Genomic DNA, 19,115 nt, shown 5'->3' with positions numbered 1-19,115 from the left:
GAAGCCAGCAGCGTGGAAAACAAAACGCGGCCTATGGGGCCGCGTTTTGTATTGGCATCAACTGATTATTTCAGCAAGGGCGAGAGATCCAGGTACTGACCCAGATCTGATTCAAACGGTCTGGCTAAGTAGGGGATCTCCCCCAAAAAAGGCGCCTGGATCAGGCTCTTCAGGGTTTCCACGTTGGAGTGGTAGTGACTCATGCCCGGATGAACCCGGTTCACACACCAACCAGCCACCTGAAGATGATCATGGCAGATCGCCTCGTAGGTGAGCATGGCATGGTTGAGACAACCCAACTTGGCCCCCACCACCAGGATCACCGGCAGGTTCTCATGCCGCACCCAGTCGGAGAGGAACTGGCCATTACCCAGTGGCAGACGCCACCCCCCGGCCCCTTCGACAAAGATCACATCGGCATCGGTATCGCGCAGGTGGTCCAAGCCCTTGCTCAACACCTCGAGCTGGATCGGGATGCCACACTCCTCCGAGGCAATATGCGGGGCAATATGGGGTTCAAAACAGTAGCCCACCACATCCTCATAGGCTTGCCTGAGGCTGGCATTTTTCTGCAACAGGATCACATCTTGATTGCAGAGCCCCTCCTCCATCAGATCACAACCCGAAGCCACAGGCTTATAAGCCACAGCCAACAGGTTGCGTTTGGCCGCCGCACGCAACAAGGCGACCGTGGAGACGGTTTTACCTACTTCGGTATCAGTACCTGTAATGAAGAAGGTCTTAGTCATCGCATCAAAACTCCGTAGCAAACTTCATAGCTCACCGGTAACAGACCGGTAGGCTCTTGCATCTTTCCATAAGCCTGCTCAAGACAGTGCAAGCGTTTACGCCCACCCAACCCGGCGGCGCGAGCCCCTGTTACCTGATTGGCTCCAATTCCTTTGAGGCTCATGAGTACCCCATGTAACGAGGGATAATGCAAAGTATGAGAACGACTCAGCCAAACAAGGGATGAGAATCCATGCTCTGAGCATAAGTATTGCAGTGTATTGGCAGTAATAAAGGGATTTACATGATCCAGGTGATCTACTTCACGCCAGGCTGCCCGTAATTCGGACAGGCTCTCGGCCCCCAGGGTAGAAAAGGCGAAAAAACCACCAGGTCGCAGCACGCGATGAATTTCAGACAGTGCTTGGGGCAAAGAGGCACACCACTGCAGGGCCAGGCTGGAGTAGATCAGATCCAAGGAGCCACTGGCAAAGGGTAACTGCTCGGCATCACCACAGATCAGCTGTGCACTCCCCAACTTATGCCGCGCCACCTGCAACATACCCGGGGCCAGATCCAAGCCCAGCAGGCTAGCACAGCGCTTGGCCAACTCAGGTAAAAAATAACCTGTGCCACAGCCCAGATCCAACCCCCGCTCAAACGACACCTCAGGCAGCAGAGCCAGTAGTTCGGCCCCCACCTGCTGTTGCAACCGTGCCAGACGATCATAATCGGGGGCCGCCTTGCCAAAACGCTCGGCCAGATCCCGCTTGTCTACCGACAAAGACCAATCACTCATCTGTCACCCTCCCGATCCTGGCACTGGGCTCATGCACTGAGTCAAGGCGGCCAGCAAGCGCTCAACATCTGCCTCACTATGAGCCGCAGTCAGGGTAATACGCAAGCGAGCCGAGCCCACGGGGACAGTCGGTGGCCGGATGGCCGAAACCCAACAGCCCAATTCACGCAGTCGGTTCGCCATAGCCACAGCCGCCTCACTCTGACCGACGATCAGTGGCTGGATCGCCGTTTGTGAAGGCATAAGCGCCAGGCCTAGCGCTTGCGCCCCCTGCTGAAATTGGCCGATCACGCGCTGCAACTGCAGACGCTCTGCATCAGCCTGCTGCACCCAAGCCAGAGCCGCCAAGGTCGCCTGCGCCTGAGCCGCCGGCATATGGGTGCTATAGACATAATCCCGGGCAAAGTTGATGAGGTAAGTGATCAGGGTGCGCGAGCCCGCCACAAAGGCGCCGGCCGTACCAAAGGCCTTACCGAAGGTACCCACCAGGATATCAACCTGCGCCGGGGCAATCCCCTGCTTATCCAGTGTGCCCCGTCCCTGGCTGCCATGGACACCAAAGCCGTGGGCATCATCAAGCATCAACCAGTTGCCACTGTGCTTGGCCTGACTCAGCAACTGGGCACAGGGGGATTCATCCCCATCCATGCTGAACACCCCTTCGCTGACGATGAGCCCCTGCTGGTGGGTGAGCTGACTGGCAAGATGCGCCATATCGTTGTGGCGAAAACGGCGCATCCTAGCGGGGCTCAGGGCCCCCGCCTCTTGCAGCGAAGCATGATTGAGCCTGTCCTGCCACAGCTCGTGTCGCTCGGTGAGCAGAGCCTTGAGCACGGCCTGATTGGCGGCAAACCCGGTGGAGAAGAGCAGCACGGCCTCCACCCCCAACCAGGCGGCCAGCGCCTCTTCGAGTGCGGCATGGGCATCGGTATAGCCTGTCACCAGAGGTGAGGAGCCGGAGCCCGCTCCCCAGCGCGCCACGCCGGCCTGCCAAGCGGCGATGATCTCGGGCTGGGCCGCCGCCCCCAGATAATCGTTGGAGGAAAAGTTGAGATACTCACGCTCGCCTAACAGGATGCGAGCCCCCTGGGGCGAGCCTAACCGTTGACGACAGCGCAGCAAACCCTGCCCGGCACGTTCGTCCAGGGCCAGTTGCAAATCAAAGGGGGTGACCTCAGAGCGCAGAGCCTCAGCCATTGACACCCACCTTGGGCTTACGCGGCTTGGTGGCGTCATAGAAGAGCTCACTCTCCTCGGTCTGCTCCAATACCGCCTCGCGGATAGCCTGCTCCTGCATCAGATCGGGTTTTTGCACCCGCTGCTCAGGCTGAATGCCCAAACGCTTAAACAGCTGCATGTCACTGTTCTCATCCGGGTTGGTGGTGGTGAGCAATTTGCAACCGTAGAAGATGGAGTTGGCGCCCGCCATGAAGCAGAGAGCCTGCATCTGATCGTTCATCTTTTCGCGACCGGCAGAGAGGCGGACATGGGAAGCCGGCAACATGATGCGCGCCACGGCTATGATGCGGATAAAGTCGAAGGGATCGACCTCCTTCTCATGCTCCAGCGGCGTGCCCTTGACCTTGACCAGCATATTGATGGGCACAGACTCAGGCTGCGGGCTCAGCGCCGCCAGTTGCACCAGCAAACCGGCTCTATCATTGGCACTCTCGCCCATGCCGATAATACCGCCGGAGCACACTTTCATCCCGGCCGCACGCACGTGCTGCAGGGTATCGAGGCGATCCTGGTAGGTGCGGGTGGTAATGATGTCGCCATAAAACTCCGGCGAGGTATCCAGGTTGTGGTTGTAGTAGTCAAGCCCGGCCCCGGCCAATTGCCCCGCCTGATCGGCAGTGAGCATGCCCAGGGTCATGCAGGTTTCCATGCCCATGGATTTAACTTCCTGCACCATACGCAACAGATAAGGCATATCCCGCTCTCGCGGATTGCGCCAGGCGGCCCCCATACAGAAACGGGAGGAGCCCGCAGCCTTGGCCTCTTTGGCACGCTCCAGCACCTTCTCTACTTCCAGCAGACGCTCGGACTCAAGTCCCGTCTGATAGCGCGCACTCTGGGGGCAATATTTGCAATCTTCCGGGCAGGCGCCGGTCTTGATGGAGAGCAGTGTACTGACCTGAACCTCGTTGGGATTAAAATGGCGACGATGGACAGTCTGGGCTTGAAAAAGCAGGTCGTTGAATGGCAGTTCGAAGAGGGCTCGGACCTCCTCCACTTGCCAGTTGTGGCGGATTTCGGCTTGCATGGCTGACTCTCAGAAAATGGAAATTGACTTGGCTAGTCTAGGGATGGGTCGTATGCTGTCAACCAAAAGCACACAATTTAACTTTACGTCAGCTTACTCTATGACCAATCAGCAATTTGATCGCGACCATATCTGGCACCCCTACACCTCCCTTACCCGCCCGCTGCCCACCTATGAAGTGGTCTCAGCCGCCGGGGTCCATCTGCAGTTGGCCGATGGCCGCCGTTTGGTGGATGGCATGTCCTCCTGGTGGGCCTGCCTGCACGGTTACAATGTGCCAGAACTCAATGCCGCCATCGAAAAACAGCTCAAGAAGGTGGCCCATGTGATGTTTGGCGGCATCACCCATGAACCCGCCATCGACTTATGCCGCAAGCTGGTGGCGCTCACCCCGGCCGGGCTGGATCGCGTTTTTCTGGCCGACTCCGGCTCGGTAGCCGTTGAAGTGGCGCTCAAAATGGCGCTGCAATACTGGCAGAGCCAAGGCACCCCTCGCAGCCGTTTCATCGCCCTGCGGCAGGGTTACCACGGCGATACCTTCGGCGCCATGAGCATTACTGACCCGGATGGCAGCATGCATAAGCTCTATCAGGGCTTCTTGCCCCAGCATGAGTTTATCCCCGCCCCCCAGAGCCAATTCACTGGCCCCTGGCAGCCGGAAGAGATGGAGCCGTTGGCCAGGCTGCTCGCCGAACGCCACCAGGAGTTTGCCGCCGTGGTACTCGAGCCCATAGTGCAGGGTGCCGGCGGCATGCGTTTTTACCACCCGGAATATCTGCGCCAGGTTCGCGCCTTGTGTGATGAGTATGGCGTGCTGTTGATCGCCGATGAAATTGCCACCGGCTTTGGCAGGACAGGCAAGTTGTTCGCCTGTGAATGGGCGGGAATAAGCCCGGATATTCTCTGTGTAGGCAAGGCGCTGACCGGCGGCTACATGACGCTCTCGGCCACCCTGACCAACCAGAAAGTGATGACGGGAATATGTGAGGGGGAAGCCGGTGTGCTGATGCACGGCCCGACCTTTATGGGCAATCCACTGGCCTGCAGCGTGGCCAATGCCTCTATCGATCTGCTGCTCGCCTCCCCCTGGCAAGCCCGCGTAGCCACCATCGAAGCCCAGCTCAAAGCCGAACTCAAGCCCCTGGCCAGCCATCCCAGCGTCAAGGAGGTACGGGTACTCGGCGCCATAGGTGTGGTCGAATTGCACCAAGCCGTCGACTCAGCGGCGTTGCAAGCCCGCTTTGTCGAGCTCGGCGTCTGGATCCGCCCCTTCGGCAAGCTGGTCTACTTGATGCCCCCCCTGGTGATCCAGAGTGACGAGTTAAGCCAACTCACAGCCGCCATAGCCAAGGCGCTGTGACTCCAGCACAAACAAAAAAGGAGACCCATCTGGTAAAGATGGGTCTCCTATTCGTAGAGAGTGAGTAGTTCCGAGCTAATCTACTCTTGGATCAAGCGAGCGCCTTGATACGTGACAAGCTCTGCTCGACGCAGAGTTGCGCCACATCAACGCTATCGGCTTCGGCATAGCAGCGCAGCTCAGGAGCATTGCCGGAGGGGCGCAAGTGAACGATACGCCCATCGTTAAGCGTCATACGCAAACCATCCGTCACATCCACCTGCTGCACCTTGGCATCAGCAAAACCCAGACGCGCCAGCAAGCTTTGCGGATCGGCTTGCCCTTCGGCCAGAATGGCCTGGCTACGAGCGGTGGGGAAATCCTTGATGCGATCAGAGTGAGTAAAACGCTTAGGTAACGCCGCCACCAAAGGCGCGATACCCTGCTGGCCTGCTGCCAGCACCATCAAAGCGGGTAACACGGCATCACGGGTCGGCAGCGCAGCCAGGGGCTTGCCATTAAGCTCGATATCGCTGCCCAGCAAGAAGCCACCGTTGGCTTCAAAGCCGGCAATGCGGCTGTACTCTTTGGCCAGGATGGCAAACTCGGCAATCACATAGGGTGAACCTATCCTGGTCAATGCCACCTTGGTAAAACGACCACTGCTGGCCACCGCCGTATTACAGCTAACCGGGATCGCCACCGCCTCTATCGCCAAGGCATCGGCACAGAGCAGGCCCAGGATATCGCCACGCAACCATTCGCCCTGTTCATCCGCCACCAGTGGACGATCCCCATCCCCATCGGTAGAGAAAAGGGCATCCAGCTTATGCTCTTTAGACCAGCGACGCGCCTTGGCTTTGTCCTCTTCCCCTACCGCTTCGGTATCAATGGGCACAAATTCATCGCTGCGCTCAAGTGAAACCACCTCAGCACCCAGTTGCTTGAACAAGGGAGCATAGAGATCACGGCCCGCACTGGAGTGCTCATAAATACCAATGCGCTTGCCGGCCAGCAGCTTACTGGAGAAGAGCGAGGTATAGCGTTGCAGATAGGCGTCAGCCGCCTCGGAACGCGCCACCAGATCCGGCAAGGGGGGCAAAGCGGCAAAGGAGACATCCGCAGCGAGGATCGCCTGCTCATCGGCCTTGGTGATTTCGCCATCGGGGCGGTAGAATTTCAAGCCATTGCGATCGAACGGGATATGACTACCGGTCACCATAATGCAGGGCATGTCATCCTGCATGGCCTTGTAAGCCAGTGCAGGAGTCGGCACCACACCGTAATAGATAGGCTCTACGCCTGCCTGTTGCAATGCAGCCGCACAGGCCATCGCCATGCCATAGCTGCTAGGGCGGTTATCAATAGCCAGAGCCATTTGGCTGACATCAAACTCTTGTTTTACCACTTTAACAAAAGCATGCGCGAAGGCCGCACATACCTCAGGGGTGAAATCCACCACCAGACCACGAGCCCCACTGGTGCCAAAGGCAACGCCACTAGTGGCAATGATCTGTGAACTATTTTCCATAACTGTCATCAGGCTAAATCCTCAAGATTCCACAATGCGCTCTGGTAGACACAATATCATTTTCCCTAAGTCAGGTGCCAGAGTGCGCCTAACTATCTCGGCGCCCCGAGCCAGATCAACGGCCCGGCAGAGCAGAACAGTAGCGCTACTCACTGCCAAATAGATCGCAGGTATGAATGTGACTCAAAGACCTCTCACAACAGCAGCAAAGATGTAATGTAGCCAGTAATATGCACTGGGTAATAAGCCTATGCCTAAGTGCTTGCGGTATATTTCCCACTGCCAAACAGCCGCGCGCAGTTTATTGGACGATATGGAGTGACTCGACACGCGATATCGGGCCAGTACAGATTGAACACACGCCCCCTTGCCTGCTCGTCGGATCAACTCCAGCCACATGACATAATCTTCATGTCCACAACGCTTTTGCTGGCACTTGCCAAGATTGCGTTGATTATAGATACCGGTCAGATTACCGATGCAGTTGCCGCGTAACATGCGGGCATAAGTCAAATCGAATGGATAGCGACGAGTGGCGATGACATTAGCTGGATTATCGGTAAAAACAGAGTAATGGGCACAGACGACATCATAGCCCTGCTCCAATAAACATATCTGTTGTTCCAGTTTCTCTGGCTCCCAGAGATCATCACTATCAAGAAAAGCAATATAGGTGCCTTGCGCCCGTTCGATACCCGCATTCCTGGCTGTCGCTACACCTCCATTCTGGATTAGCCTAAGGTACTCGATCCGCGGATCGTCAAAGCCCTTCACGACAGCGGCAGTATTATCGCTGGAGGCATCGTCAACCACATATAAACGCCAATCGCCGTATCTCTGCGCCAAAACGGATCTGATACTCTGCTCAATAAACTGTTCGGCATTGAAGGCGGGCATAATAATGGAAACTGTTTCAACAGCCATGCTTATATCAGCTCCAACCACTGTTTGATAATAGCCTCACCTGAGTAGGCTCTGGAATGATCCAGTGCCGCTAACTGCATTCCATGCCGCAGCTCTGCATCACTCATCAAGCTAACGAGCCGACCACGGTACGCCAGCTCATCCCCCTCTGGCACCAAAAAACCATCCACGCCCTCTTCTATCACTTCGCGCGGCCCGGTTTTACAATCAAATGCCACAGCTGGCAAACCAAATGATTTGGCTTCAATTAGCACAAGCGGCAACCCCTCATAACGTGAGGTCATGGCCAACAGACTAGCACGCTGATACTCCTCGGCGATGGCTTTTGAAGCCGGGATCAGAAATGCACAGTCAGTGATCCCCAATGCTGTGATCAACCCTTGTAGCTCGTCCCTCGCCTCGCCATCACCCACAATCCGCAAGGTCCAGCCATTCCGCTCGGGCAGTGAAGCCCAAAGGCGGATCAGACGCTCAAACGCCTTTTGATAAGTAAGGCGGCCCACCGCAAGCACTATCTTCTCCTTGTGTGTCAACGACGAAGCCTCACAGCGCGGAAAACTACTGGCATTGCTGATCACCCGGGTACACGCCCGCACTCTAGGGTGCAACAAACGATAGTCATGTTGGGTTAGTAGAACTAAATCATCCGCTCTCTGATAACTCAACCACTTCAGGCTGCGGATCCACCAGGGGGAGGTTTCGTAGGCAACATGCTCACTCAAAACCAGTCGGGCTCGTAGTCTTAATAGCGTATGCAATAGTGCCAATGTAAATGAGAGACGCCCCATCGAAATGGAAATCAGCACATGGCAGGGATGAGCCCGTAAAAAACGAGCCAGAGCCAACAGTGAAGAAGAGCCCACCACCTGATAACCCACATTGGTATTGAGTGGATAGTAAGGCACCCCCTGCTTACAAGTCCGTGACACCAGCGTCACCCGTCTTCCAGCCGCCGCCAGATTGTTGGCCAAAAATGTAGCCACCCTCTCTGTACCGCCCGAGCGGGAGATATCGTCAATGAATATAAATGAACCGCTCATTGTACAATCCCAATATTATAAATATGAACTAAAGACCAATCAAACATTTAGTGGAGTAAAGTATAAATCGATTAGATATGGCGCCTGAAAACCTAATGACACAATTAATTGAATAATGAAAATAACAAAACAGATAAAAACACATATCCGAGGCGAAAATCTACTCATGATTACTATTGGCAGCAAGAAAACCTCAGCATATGAAAATGCAGTCGATAACCTACCGCTCAATATAGCAAAATCCACAAAGCCAAGCCTAACTGAAATAGCTACAGACTGTAAAAAGAATAAAAACCTGAAAAATGAATTACCCCAAAGAACCTTAGGGGCAAAAACCATAGAAAAAATTAAAATAAAAACAGTTCTAACAACAGGAAGACTTAACAAACCAACAGATTCAGAAAACTTCTCTGATGCAGCATAACTTTGCAAACGAACTGAAAAACCGACAAGAAAATCAAGGAGATAATATTTAAAAAACAAAGAGAAACACAATATTAAACATATGCACCATAGAGAAAAAAAACGCCCCCTAGCAAGATAAAATGAATTTAGCAAAAAGAAAAAAACAGAAAAAACAAGAAACAACAAAACAGACTGATGGAAGATTAATGCAACAAGAAAATAAAAAATCAAACTGGGAAGGTGATGCTTGTGAATGTAATTAACAACCGCATACATCACAACACTAATTGCCAACCCTTGGCGCATTTGCATAAATTGCTGCATAAAGAAATACGAGCTAGAAGCATAAATAAGAAACACGAGATTATATTTTACATTTATCACCTGCGAAGACTTATAGATAAATGCAAAATTGAGCAACGAAAACAATGAAAACAAAACAAATGAATCGCTGGAGAAAATCGAAATTAAATAAGCATACCAACCAAAACCAATTTCCACACTTGCTTCACTATAGAACCTAAGTGGATCAAAAAGTGCAAAACCATTTATTTTACGGAATATGTCGTAATAAGTCTGAGTATCTGGCGTAGCCCCCCTCATCCCAACCAAAATAGCAATCGGCAACGTCAGAAGGAAAAACCAAAAAAATTTTTTACTTAATTTTAAAGTCATCTGAGCCGACCGTCCAACTTAATGATAACGCATAGTAAAACATATAAAATCACATCATTAAATTTTCAACATTAATCAATTCAATCAAGGTCCACCACATCGAAATAAGATGGTAAAAACCCACTGGTCACTATCGTTCGAAACGTCGGTATCAAGCTCACTGAATTAAACACATGATTAACAATTCTTGGCTCAGACGCCAAATTAAACTGACAAGAGCTCATGAAACCATAAAGATTCACCTGCTCGTACCTTTCCAGCAACTCCAACACCTCATTTTCCGCAATTGACTTCGGTTTAATCCAAATAATGTCATTGAAAAACCCATCTTGGCGCTCTCTTGGATGTGGAATGTAAAAATTCGGATATCCATTCTCCGCTATTAACAGCTCACAGCGGCGCAAGATAGGAGCAATATCAACGCAGGGTTCAAACAAAAAAGAGTACACAGAACCTAACATGACATTGCAAGCTTTAGCCTTTACCCCAGCGTCAATATCTAGCCCAGAACTTGAATTCATTTTGGTTGTCATCAACGAAATGGCATAAATACGTTCGCTGATGTTTTTAAACCCAGGGTAAATTGTAAAGTGACGCAGGGATAATGATTTAATATCAGGCATAGTGAAGCGGATGCCGAGAGCATTACGGTATATGACTTGAGCCAAGCTCATGTGAGAGTTCGCATAGTAAATGCTGTCTGGAAAAATATTAGCTGTACCATCATCAAAAGAATAAAGATGTTCAAATTTTATATGAGATAGAATAAAATGCATTATGACATTGTCAATGGAAGCTAGATAAACAGACTGATATCGCCGCCTAAAAAAACGGAACAGCAGCGCTGTGAAATACAGTGGGTACTTAAACCTCATATGCAAAAACTGAACATTAGCACTAAGTTCAGACAGCTCGGAAATCATGTTTCTCGCAACCAAGCCGTCTACTTTACTAATATAAAAAACCTCGACAAGTTCTCTTTTAAGCTTAAGTTCTTTAATTATTTTAGAAACAATAAATAATTGCAACGGCGTATAACAAAGGAACAGATTCATAACCATAAACCATCTAAATATTACTAAATTAAAATGAGAAAGTTCACATTTACAGTCAAAGATTTACTTTACACTTTCGGTAACTGATTAAAGCCATCAACTGTATAAATGGTCAAAAACCCAACCGCGCCAGGTTTATATATTCATTTTTCATCCAGAGCCACACTGGTTAGCCAGAAAAAAACAGACGCGCTATGCGCAACATGAAACGACCACCGACTTACCTGTAGCGACAAGATCAAAACCAGAAAGAGCATTTACCACGACCACGTAACTACATAATAAGTATATATATCAGCGATATACGGTCCGGGAAACGCATATTGTGTTAGACTATATCAGCCATGCGTTTGTGCCCACCAACGCATGGAACTGGCAGTCAAATTGACAATTTTATATTTTGTAAAAATCGCCTTATCCAGATTTCTGGGTAAAATCAACAAATAGTTTTTGTTTAGATGCAAGCCATAATTTAGATTCCATGATATGAGCCAAAAACCTCTCATCACTACTTCCATCACCAAATTCACGCACTGGCTCAAAACGCATACCGATGGCCGCATGTATCGCATCAAGGATATCGGATTTTTTCTCGGCCACATTAAAAATGGAAATCGCAGCAGAACGATTATCCTGTCGAGTTCCCAAATTTATCGAAGGTTTGCCATAAAAAGGAACCTCACGCACACCGGCCGAAGAATTACCAACCATCAGGGCTGCATTTTTCAACAATGTCAGAAAATATTCAAAGCGAATACTTGGGAAGATCCTGAAACGCGGGTTCTCCACCAAACGACTCAATTCATTGATGATAACCTCGGAACCATGGTCATTATTTGGATAGATAACAACGTAGTTTCTTTCACTCTCAATCAGTGCATCGACAATTTGCCTGATATTTTCGGCAAGGTTATCAAGATCGGTCGTAACTGGGTGGTACATGAAAACAACATACTCATCAAAATCAATCTCATAACGCGTTTTGACATCGGCGAGAGAAGGCAAACGTGGTGATGTCATGATATCGATGTCAGGAGAGCCGATCACATATATACTCTCCTCTTTCTCACCCAATTGAATCAACCTCACTCTGGCTTGCTCATTCGAAACAAAATGCAGGTGTGACATTTTAGATACAGCATGACGGATCAGCTCATCAATAGTTCCTGATACCTCTCCACCTTCAATGTGTGCGACCAGAATATTATTCAGAGCCCCAACAATGGCACCTGCCATGGCCTCGACCCGGTCACCATGCACGACCAGCATATCTGGCTTTAGCTCTTTTACATAATCAGACAAGCCCAGGATCGTTTTCGCTAAAATTACATCCATGGAGTCATGACTATTTTGATTGATATATTTGTAAATAGACCTAAAACCACATTTTTCCACCTCAATAGCTGTCATGCCATATTTTGCAATCATATGCATTCCGGTCACAAAAATATGAGCTTCCAGATCTGGTGCGTCATCAATCTTCTGGATCAAGCTTTTTAGCTTGCCAAAGTCTGCCCGCGTTCCTGTCAGGAATAATAATTTTTTCGACATATCAGCAATCCACATATTCTTTTTTAAGCTGAACATCGACCGGAATATCACAAAGAGCCGTCTGACCTAACAGGCTTTCATAATCGACGGCTAAAAAGTCACCCGTACCCGGACGCTTGACCCACAAATTATCCCTGGTAAAAGCATCGCCCATCTTGATCGGCTTGATGGTGACTACACTGGCATAAGCAAAATCGATAGTGACCTGCTCTTCGGCTACAGCACCCTTCTTGCCACCACGCATTTTTGCCATCCGCTTGGACTGTGCAATCAAATCAGCACACTCTTTCCCATCCATTGAGCAGCAAATATCTGGCCCCGGACGTTCCTTGCTATCAGTAAAATGACGCTCCAGCACTGAAGCGCCTGCCGCTACCGCGCCCAAGCAGGCAAGGTTATCAATACTGTGGTCAGACAAACCAACTACTGCATCAGGGAAAGCACGAGCAAGTTCCTCCATGGCACCGATACGGATTAAATTATCCGGTGTCGGATACAAATTGGTGGTATGCAGCAGACAGAATGGGGTCTTGTGGCGGCGGAAAATATCCACTGCTTTCTGAATAGAGGGAATATCATTCATTCCGGTGCTCAGAATAATTGGCTTGCCAAAACTGGCGATCAATTCCAAGAGCGGATAATTATTACACTCTCCAGAACCAATCTTATATGCAGGTACATTCATGCGCTCCAGACGCAAAGCCGCAGCCCTTGAGAACGGAGTGCTGATGAAGATAGCGCCCTTAGATTCAACATATTTTTTAAGTTTAATTTCATCTTCTTCATTCAGCGCACAGCGGGCCATGATCTCGTAAATAGAAACATCAGCATTGCCGGGGATAACGCTTTTAGCCTCACCACTCATCTCATCCTCAACGACATGAGTCTGGTGCTTGATGATTTCAGCACCAGCCGCTACCGCTGCATCAACCATCTCGAAAGCAACCTGTAATGAGCCCTCATGGTTAATGCCAATTTCCGCAATTACCAAAGGATCATGATCTAAACCAACTTCACGTGACAAAATTTTGAATACAGGATTACTCATTTTTTACCTCTCATAATCGTTTCTGCCGAACGAAGATCGTCCTGCGTATCTATATCGATGGACTCCAGCTCAGACATTATGAGCGGGAACACATTCAGTCGGGGGATCTGCTCATTTAACATGAAACTACCTGCAGCAAAAAGGTAGATGCCACCATTAGGCTGATACGTTCTTGGCAAATCTTGCCGCCGACAGTAAGGAGCATCAGGGAAAAGAAGGCCGGTAATGGAGCCATCAGCTTGCTGCTGGTAAGCCTTAGCCGCACTGTGTCGTGGTTCAAAAACACTTAAAACACAACTGGCTTGCTTTTCATAAAATAGATTAAACGCGGAATCAATATGTAAATGGTCACGTAATGGGGATGTAGGTTGCAGCAGACATACATTGTCTACACTCTGTCCCGCATTCAGCAAGGAAGTGATAGCGTGGGCAATAACTGGCTCACTGCTGCTTGTGTCCTGCGCCAACGCTAATGGACGATCAATAACCAAAGCACCACATTCAATACTGATCTTTGCAATTTCACTGTCCTCCGTTGACACAAATACTGCATCAATGTAGCTAGAGTCTTGTGCGGCTTTGATAGTCCAGTATATTAACGGCTTGCCATCTAGAGGAAGTATATTTTTCCGGGGCAGCCCTTTAGAGCCCCCCCTGGCAGTAATAAGTCCGATGTTCATAATTTCAACCCATATTATTTTTAATTTTCTTTACAAAGCGGGAAAGAAGGTGCCAGTAAAATTTAATCCCAATACGGCTGAAAGTAACTGATATCAAGTACTGAAGCATGCCACTATGTCTTAATCGTACTGAACGTAAATTGTGGTAAAAAACCACGGCAGCATACCTTGCCAAGGCTGAAAGGACCACTTGATTAAAAGTCGTATCGAACTCCAATCGCTTAATGACCCTCAGATAACGATGCATTAACAATGCTCGGGCAGCATACCGATCATACTTCAACTCGATATACGTATCTGACTCCACGGCCTGACCTTGCTTACAACATATCGCATCAGAAATAAGCAATTGCCCTCCAGCAAAGAGGCATTGCAAGAAAAATATTTCGTGGGGATACAATATTATACTTTCATCTTTTGTAGATGATATAAACTTTGGGATGTCAAGAAATTGTTTATTAACAATTAATCCACTCATATAGCCATGAGTAAATGCATAGCGAGACACAGCATCGAATTTGTCACTAATAAGACTGTGAGCATAACGATGCATGGCCTTATTAGCTGTTGAAACCTCAGTAAAGACCACGCCTATCTCTGCTTCCATTCCAGTAATCTGGGTAATAACTTTTTCAATGCCGTCTACTTCAACAATATCTTCGTCACTAATGAAATAAATGAAATCCGTTTTTGCCAACTCGATGAGTTTCAGCATGTTCCCCGTAAAGCCAAGATTGCTATCGTTTCTATTAACAGTCAATCGATCATCAGCGAACTGGCTTAAAATAGTCGATGTATCGTCCGACGAGCCATTATCCGAAACAATTATATCCACCGCCAAATCTGTTGCTAGCAACTGCTTGAGATTACATCCAATTACTGCCGCACGATTATAGGTTGGAATTGCTATCGTAAGGTTATGACTCATTACTTCTCCTGAATTTCAAGTAAATCAAAAGCGAATGCGGATACGCAAACAGGATGACAATACACGCGTAAGATATCACATAATAAGAACTGGTCAGGTAGTTAGCCGAAAATAGCAGCACCGAGACAGTTAATAATCCAGTCATGATGGAATTTATACTATGCTTCTCTTGTTTAAAGCTGCGAACATAGCAAGCATGACAATTAATCAAATTACGGAGAAATGTCATCACCAACAAGATGGAGAGAAGGTCTATAGGTAGCAGCCTATCCACATAACTGATTTCATATGCCTTAAAAAACATCAAAGAGAAGATCAGTCCGAATGACATCACTATGAAAAAGATGGATGACGCAAATTCGATTATTTTGTATGTTTTATTTAATGTTTCGTAATCTTTCATGGAAATTAGCTGACCAAAATACGGCATTTTGGTGGCAATAAGTGATGCACTCATCGCCAGAATCAAATTAATAACTTGAAATGAAAGGCCAAGCTGGCCAGAAAACTCAGGCCCATAGTATTTAAATGCGATAGGATTAACTATATAAAAAATAAAATACCCGCCAAGCCATGAAATGGCAACACGCCATTGAACTGGCCAAATATCAGTCTTCCATTTGGTTTGGTAGACCATGTAGCCTGGCCTAGCGTTGACACGGTATGCTTGAATAAATGTTCTGCCAAAATACTTCCACCCCCAGTAGGCAACACATACAAAGTTACATGCATTTAATATCAGAGGTGCATATAAACCATATCCTGCAAACAAAACAGTCCATACAGCGACGCTGGAAAAAACTGTAGATATCAGCAGCACTTTTTTTACTCGGCTGATGAAACCTAAGCCTTCAAGGATGGCGGTTACAACAGAAATAAAACAATTAAGCGTAGAAAAAAACACCAACATAACCCATGGCATTTCCCAATTTATAATTTCTGCAGAGCCTGAGTCAGAAAAAAACAATAGTCCGGCCGGCGTAATAACAATCAAAATGCAAAAACAAATTAATGTGTAAATCTTTAAAGACTTCATCACTAACTTCAGCAATTTGACGCGAAGTTCCTGTTTGCCTTTTATATATCCATCTTTCGTCATTGTCAGATGAGCCATATCATGGCTAATAAACTGACGAATAATAGTAGTTAGCCCTAGCTCAAAAATCATCTGAATGCCGATCAAACTCGAGAATGCATAATAAAATCCAAGTTCGACTTTTGACAGGAACTTAACCAGCAAGAATAAAGTTATTAAACCAGCAATTGAAGACCAGCCGCGCTGCAATATTACATATATTACAGCGCCATCGATGCCTTTACTTTTCAAAAAATCAAATTTCATTTTTATAAAATTTCATTGTCTTTTCGATGGCCAATCCAAGAGAAATAGATTGTGAAACACCTAGCTCATTTCTTATCTTACCAGTAAATGGTACATATTGACTAACTCGTCCATTAACATCGGCCGCACCATGGAGGACAATTTTATTCTTGCTTTTTGTAACACACAGCATTTTTTCTGCAAGTTGGCGTATGCTTATAGCCTCCTCAGAGCCAATGTTATATATATTTCTGTTCCGCCCCTTCACCAAAGCTTGCAGCAACCATATAACTAAATCTGACGCATATAAATAAGACCTTAACGGTGCCCCGTCTCCTTTTATATTGATATCCCTATTGTTTAGAATATCATATATAAAATTACCAAACGCGTAGGATCCATTTAACGGTAGGTAGGGACCAGAGAATGCAAAACACCTAGCAACAACCACTTCGCACGGTGCATTTTCAATAAAATGTGTTTCTGAATCTCGTTTTGCCAAACCATAAAAATCTTGTGGTGAAAATACTTCATCACCAATACTTGACTCATCAATCTTATCTAGTTTAGCAATCAGAGAGCCATATGCCGCACCAGAGCTCGTATATAAAATGCGCCTCGTATCAGCGCTCTTAGCTAACTGGCAAATCGAATTTGCACCTTCAAGTATTTTTTTGTAAATAGGATCCTCAGGGATTTTTTCCTTATATGAAGAAGGTACATCACTCGCAGCATGAATTATGTAATCATATTTCCCAACGATATGAGTTAGATCGCTAATATCACCTTTCACCAAAGAAATACCCTTTTCTGATACTAGCTCAGCATGCGCATCTCTAAAAGATTCTGGGTTCCTAGATAGCACAGTAAGCGACATACCTGCCGCATAATGTTTATTTAAAAAAACGAAACTTTCAAGCAACCATTTCCCAAAAAAACCAGTCCCACCAGTTATAAAAAAACTCTTATTTCTAATGTCAGCGTGAATATCCAGAATATTATTTGCTATATGATGTAAATCATCTGAGGCCAAGCGCACTTTTCAATCTCCGAGCGGGAATTGTCTATCGATAGGATTTCCAAATGCTAGCCGAGGACGGCACTCTCGCGCATCAGGCATGACCACTTCCATCAATAAAGGCTTTGGATCATTGATGAAAGTTTTTATAGCCAGGTCGAAATCAAATTCATTTTCGACTCTAATTGCTTTCATGTTATATGCCTCAGCAATAGCAACAAAAGAAGAACTGTAGCCATTCCAATATGTTGACTGATTTCGGCCATCAAAATACAACTCTTGAAACGCACGAACCATACCTAATGACTCATTATTTATTACAATGGTGAGTATAGGAAGATTCTCTCTTGCGATTATATCTAACTCTTGAATATTTAGTTGAGCACCTCCATCACCGGTGATGGCTACCACAATATTCTGCGTCGCATAACAAACACCTATTGCAGTTGGGATACTAAAGCCCATTGCACCAAGACCACCGGAGTGATGAATTTTTTGATTTTTACTCAATAGCAACGAATGAGCAACCCACATTTGATTATTACCAACATCGGTAACAAAGTGGACATCTTTTTCTGAAAAATTCTTGGATAGAAGACCGCATATTCTAAAAGGGCTAATGCTTATGTCACAATATTCGTTAATGAATTGCCGCCCCCAGTGTTGATTTAGTTCATCAAGCCAATCATGACATTTGATAAGGGATTTGTTACATTTGGCAAACTGCCTAAAAAATGTTTCACAACTCGCAACTAAATTAACATCTGCTTTGACTCGATTATTCAGCTGCTCCGTGTCTATATCAAGCTGAATAATTGTTTTTGCCTTTCTAGCAAAATCACTTATGTCGGCACCAGTCTGACGCACATCCAAACGACTACCCAACACCAATATAACGTCAGCATTTTGTACTGCATAATTTGCGGTGCGAGTTCCATATGCTCCGACCATGCCGAAATAGCCATGTTTTGCTATTGTTTTCTCACTTCCCTTCAAGCTGGATATATGAGGGACACATAATTCAGATACTTTATCATGCCAAGAGTTGAAACTTGGTTCATTAACGGCTCCTCCTCCAATCAAAATCAATGGACGCGGCGAGGTGAGAAGCAGTTCTATTGCATTCAATATTTCTTTATCTACGGGGGGCTCACATAAATCTTCGCCACCTTGGATTACCCCATTCATTGATATTAAATCGATTTTGTCCACGTCTATTTCTGCACGCTGTAAATCCATTGGAATATCAATAAGTACAGGGCCTGGCCTTCCAATAGTTGCAATGCGAATTGCTTTTTGCAACTCTGGAATTAATTCTTCCACACTTTTAATCTGTACAGAATATTTAGTAATGCTTTTAACTATGCTAACAATATCCAACTCTTGAAAGCCTTGCTGGCGAATATTTTTTTCACCTTTCAGTTCTGAGGTGTTAACTTGTCCCGTAATAAAAACACACGGGTAGCTATCTAGCCAACAATCAGCAATACCTGTGACAAGGTTTGTAGCTCCCGGACCACTGGTAGCTAACGCTAGACCGATTTGTTTATTATTAGTAGCTCGAGCGATGCCACCAGCCGCAAATGCAGCGGCTTGTTCATGATGAAGGGATACTAATTTGGTCATTCCCACCTGATTGATACTGTCAACCAAGTGGGCAATCATACCGCCGATCAACTCAAAACCATGAGTGACATTATTAGCGGCCAATACATGAGCCACCGCATCTGATGCTTTCATCAAAAACCTCTAAATTGAATCGAGCCAGCGTTCGCTGGCTCACAGGATTATTACCAACGCTATAGA

17 protein-coding genes are annotated in these 19,115 nt (G+C 47.3%); 1 reads left to right on the top strand and 16 read right to left on the bottom strand.

Annotation, left to right across the window (positions count from 1 at the left end; all coding sequences use genetic code 11):
* Nucleotides 1-65: 65 nt before the first annotated feature.
* From bioD to bioB, 4 genes are read right to left on the bottom strand one after another with little or no spacing between them, the layout of a single operon-like run.
* Nucleotides 66-749 (bottom strand): dethiobiotin synthase, encoded by a 684-nt coding sequence (gene bioD / locus ACZYTD_RS08855; protein WP_463891354.1) that lies wholly within the window; start codon nt 747-749, stop codon nt 66-68.
* Entirely contained in the window at nt 746-1,528 is a 783-nt protein-coding gene (gene bioC / locus ACZYTD_RS08850; protein ID WP_463891353.1) for a malonyl-ACP O-methyltransferase BioC, read from the bottom strand. Before bioC ends, bioD begins: the two co-directional genes overlap by 4 nt.
* Before the next feature lie 3 nt (nt 1,529-1,531).
* Nucleotides 1,532-2,725: an 8-amino-7-oxononanoate synthase gene (gene bioF / locus ACZYTD_RS08845; protein ID WP_463891351.1), complete on the bottom strand. Its 1,194-nt coding sequence runs from the start codon at nt 2,723-2,725 to the stop codon at nt 1,532-1,534.
* Nucleotides 2,718-3,794 carry a biotin synthase BioB gene (gene bioB, locus ACZYTD_RS08840; RefSeq protein WP_463891350.1) on the bottom strand — a complete coding sequence of 359 codons (1,077 nt, stop codon included), beginning with the start codon at nt 3,792-3,794 and terminating at the stop codon, nt 2,718-2,720. The genes bioF and bioB overlap by 8 nt, the downstream gene beginning before the upstream one ends.
* 100 nt (nt 3,795-3,894) lie before the next feature.
* Between bioB and bioA the strand changes: the two genes are divergently transcribed.
* Nucleotides 3,895-5,154, top strand: coding sequence for an adenosylmethionine--8-amino-7-oxononanoate transaminase (bioA, locus tag ACZYTD_RS08835; protein WP_463891520.1), 1,260 nt, complete (start codon nt 3,895-3,897; stop codon nt 5,152-5,154).
* Nucleotides 5,155-5,245: 91 nt separating this feature from the next.
* Here bioA and ACZYTD_RS08830 read toward each other — a convergent pair whose 3' ends face one another.
* The 12 genes from ACZYTD_RS08830 to ACZYTD_RS08775 all read right to left on the bottom strand — a co-directional run bounded on the left by ACZYTD_RS08830 (nt 5,246) and on the right by ACZYTD_RS08775 (nt 19,049).
* Nucleotides 5,246-6,673, bottom strand: coding sequence for a phosphomannomutase (locus ACZYTD_RS08830; protein WP_463891348.1), 1,428 nt, complete (start codon nt 6,671-6,673; stop codon nt 5,246-5,248).
* A 174-nt stretch (nt 6,674-6,847) separates the two neighbouring features.
* Nucleotides 6,848-7,588, bottom strand: a complete 741-nt coding sequence (locus tag ACZYTD_RS08825; protein ID WP_463891347.1) for a glycosyltransferase family 2 protein — start codon at nt 7,586-7,588, stop codon at nt 6,848-6,850.
* A gap of 2 nt (nt 7,589-7,590) precedes the next feature.
* On the bottom strand, nt 7,591-8,628 hold the full coding sequence (locus ACZYTD_RS08820) for a glycosyltransferase family 4 protein (RefSeq protein ID WP_463891346.1): 1,038 nt from the start codon (nt 8,626-8,628) through the stop codon (nt 7,591-7,593).
* 39 nt (nt 8,629-8,667) lie between these two features.
* On the bottom strand, nt 8,668-9,708 hold the full coding sequence (locus ACZYTD_RS08815; protein ID WP_463891345.1) for an EpsG family protein: 1,041 nt from the start codon (nt 9,706-9,708) through the stop codon (nt 8,668-8,670).
* 80 nt (nt 9,709-9,788) lie between these two features.
* On the bottom strand, nt 9,789-10,763 hold the full coding sequence (locus tag ACZYTD_RS08810) for a glycosyltransferase family 52 (protein WP_463891343.1): 975 nt from the start codon (nt 10,761-10,763) through the stop codon (nt 9,789-9,791).
* Nucleotides 10,764-11,177: 414 nt separating this feature from the next.
* On the bottom strand, nt 11,178-12,314 hold the full coding sequence (neuC, locus tag ACZYTD_RS08805) for a UDP-N-acetylglucosamine 2-epimerase (RefSeq protein WP_463891342.1): 1,137 nt from the start codon (nt 12,312-12,314) through the stop codon (nt 11,178-11,180).
* A 1-nt stretch (nt 12,315) separates the two neighbouring features.
* Entirely contained in the window at nt 12,316-13,362 is a 1,047-nt protein-coding gene (locus ACZYTD_RS08800; RefSeq protein WP_463891340.1) for an N-acetylneuraminate synthase family protein, read from the bottom strand.
* Nucleotides 13,359-14,042, bottom strand: a complete 684-nt coding sequence (locus ACZYTD_RS08795; RefSeq protein WP_463891338.1) for an acylneuraminate cytidylyltransferase family protein — start codon at nt 14,040-14,042, stop codon at nt 13,359-13,361. The genes ACZYTD_RS08800 and ACZYTD_RS08795 overlap by 4 nt, the downstream gene beginning before the upstream one ends.
* Before the next feature lie 4 nt (nt 14,043-14,046).
* Entirely contained in the window at nt 14,047-14,970 is a 924-nt protein-coding gene (locus ACZYTD_RS08790) for a glycosyltransferase family 2 protein (protein WP_463891337.1), read from the bottom strand.
* The gene (locus ACZYTD_RS08785) at nt 14,960-16,312 is read right to left on the bottom strand and encodes a lipopolysaccharide biosynthesis protein (RefSeq protein WP_463891335.1); all 1,353 of its coding nucleotides are present in this window, start codon (nt 16,310-16,312) and stop codon (nt 14,960-14,962) included. Before ACZYTD_RS08785 ends, ACZYTD_RS08790 begins: the two co-directional genes overlap by 11 nt.
* Complete coding sequence (locus ACZYTD_RS08780; protein ID WP_463891333.1) at nt 16,302-17,330, bottom strand: NAD-dependent epimerase/dehydratase family protein; 1,029 nt, start codon at nt 17,328-17,330, stop codon at nt 16,302-16,304. The genes ACZYTD_RS08785 and ACZYTD_RS08780 overlap by 11 nt, the downstream gene beginning before the upstream one ends.
* Nucleotides 17,331-17,333: 3 nt before the next feature.
* Complete coding sequence (locus ACZYTD_RS08775; RefSeq protein ID WP_463891332.1) at nt 17,334-19,049, bottom strand: thiamine pyrophosphate-binding protein; 1,716 nt, start codon at nt 19,047-19,049, stop codon at nt 17,334-17,336.
* Between the last annotated feature and the right edge of the window lie 66 nt (nt 19,050-19,115).

This window comes from Pseudaeromonas sp. HNCC25DJ180, from assembly GCF_055413345.1.
This window is presented reverse-complemented; position numbering and strand designations above follow the sequence as displayed.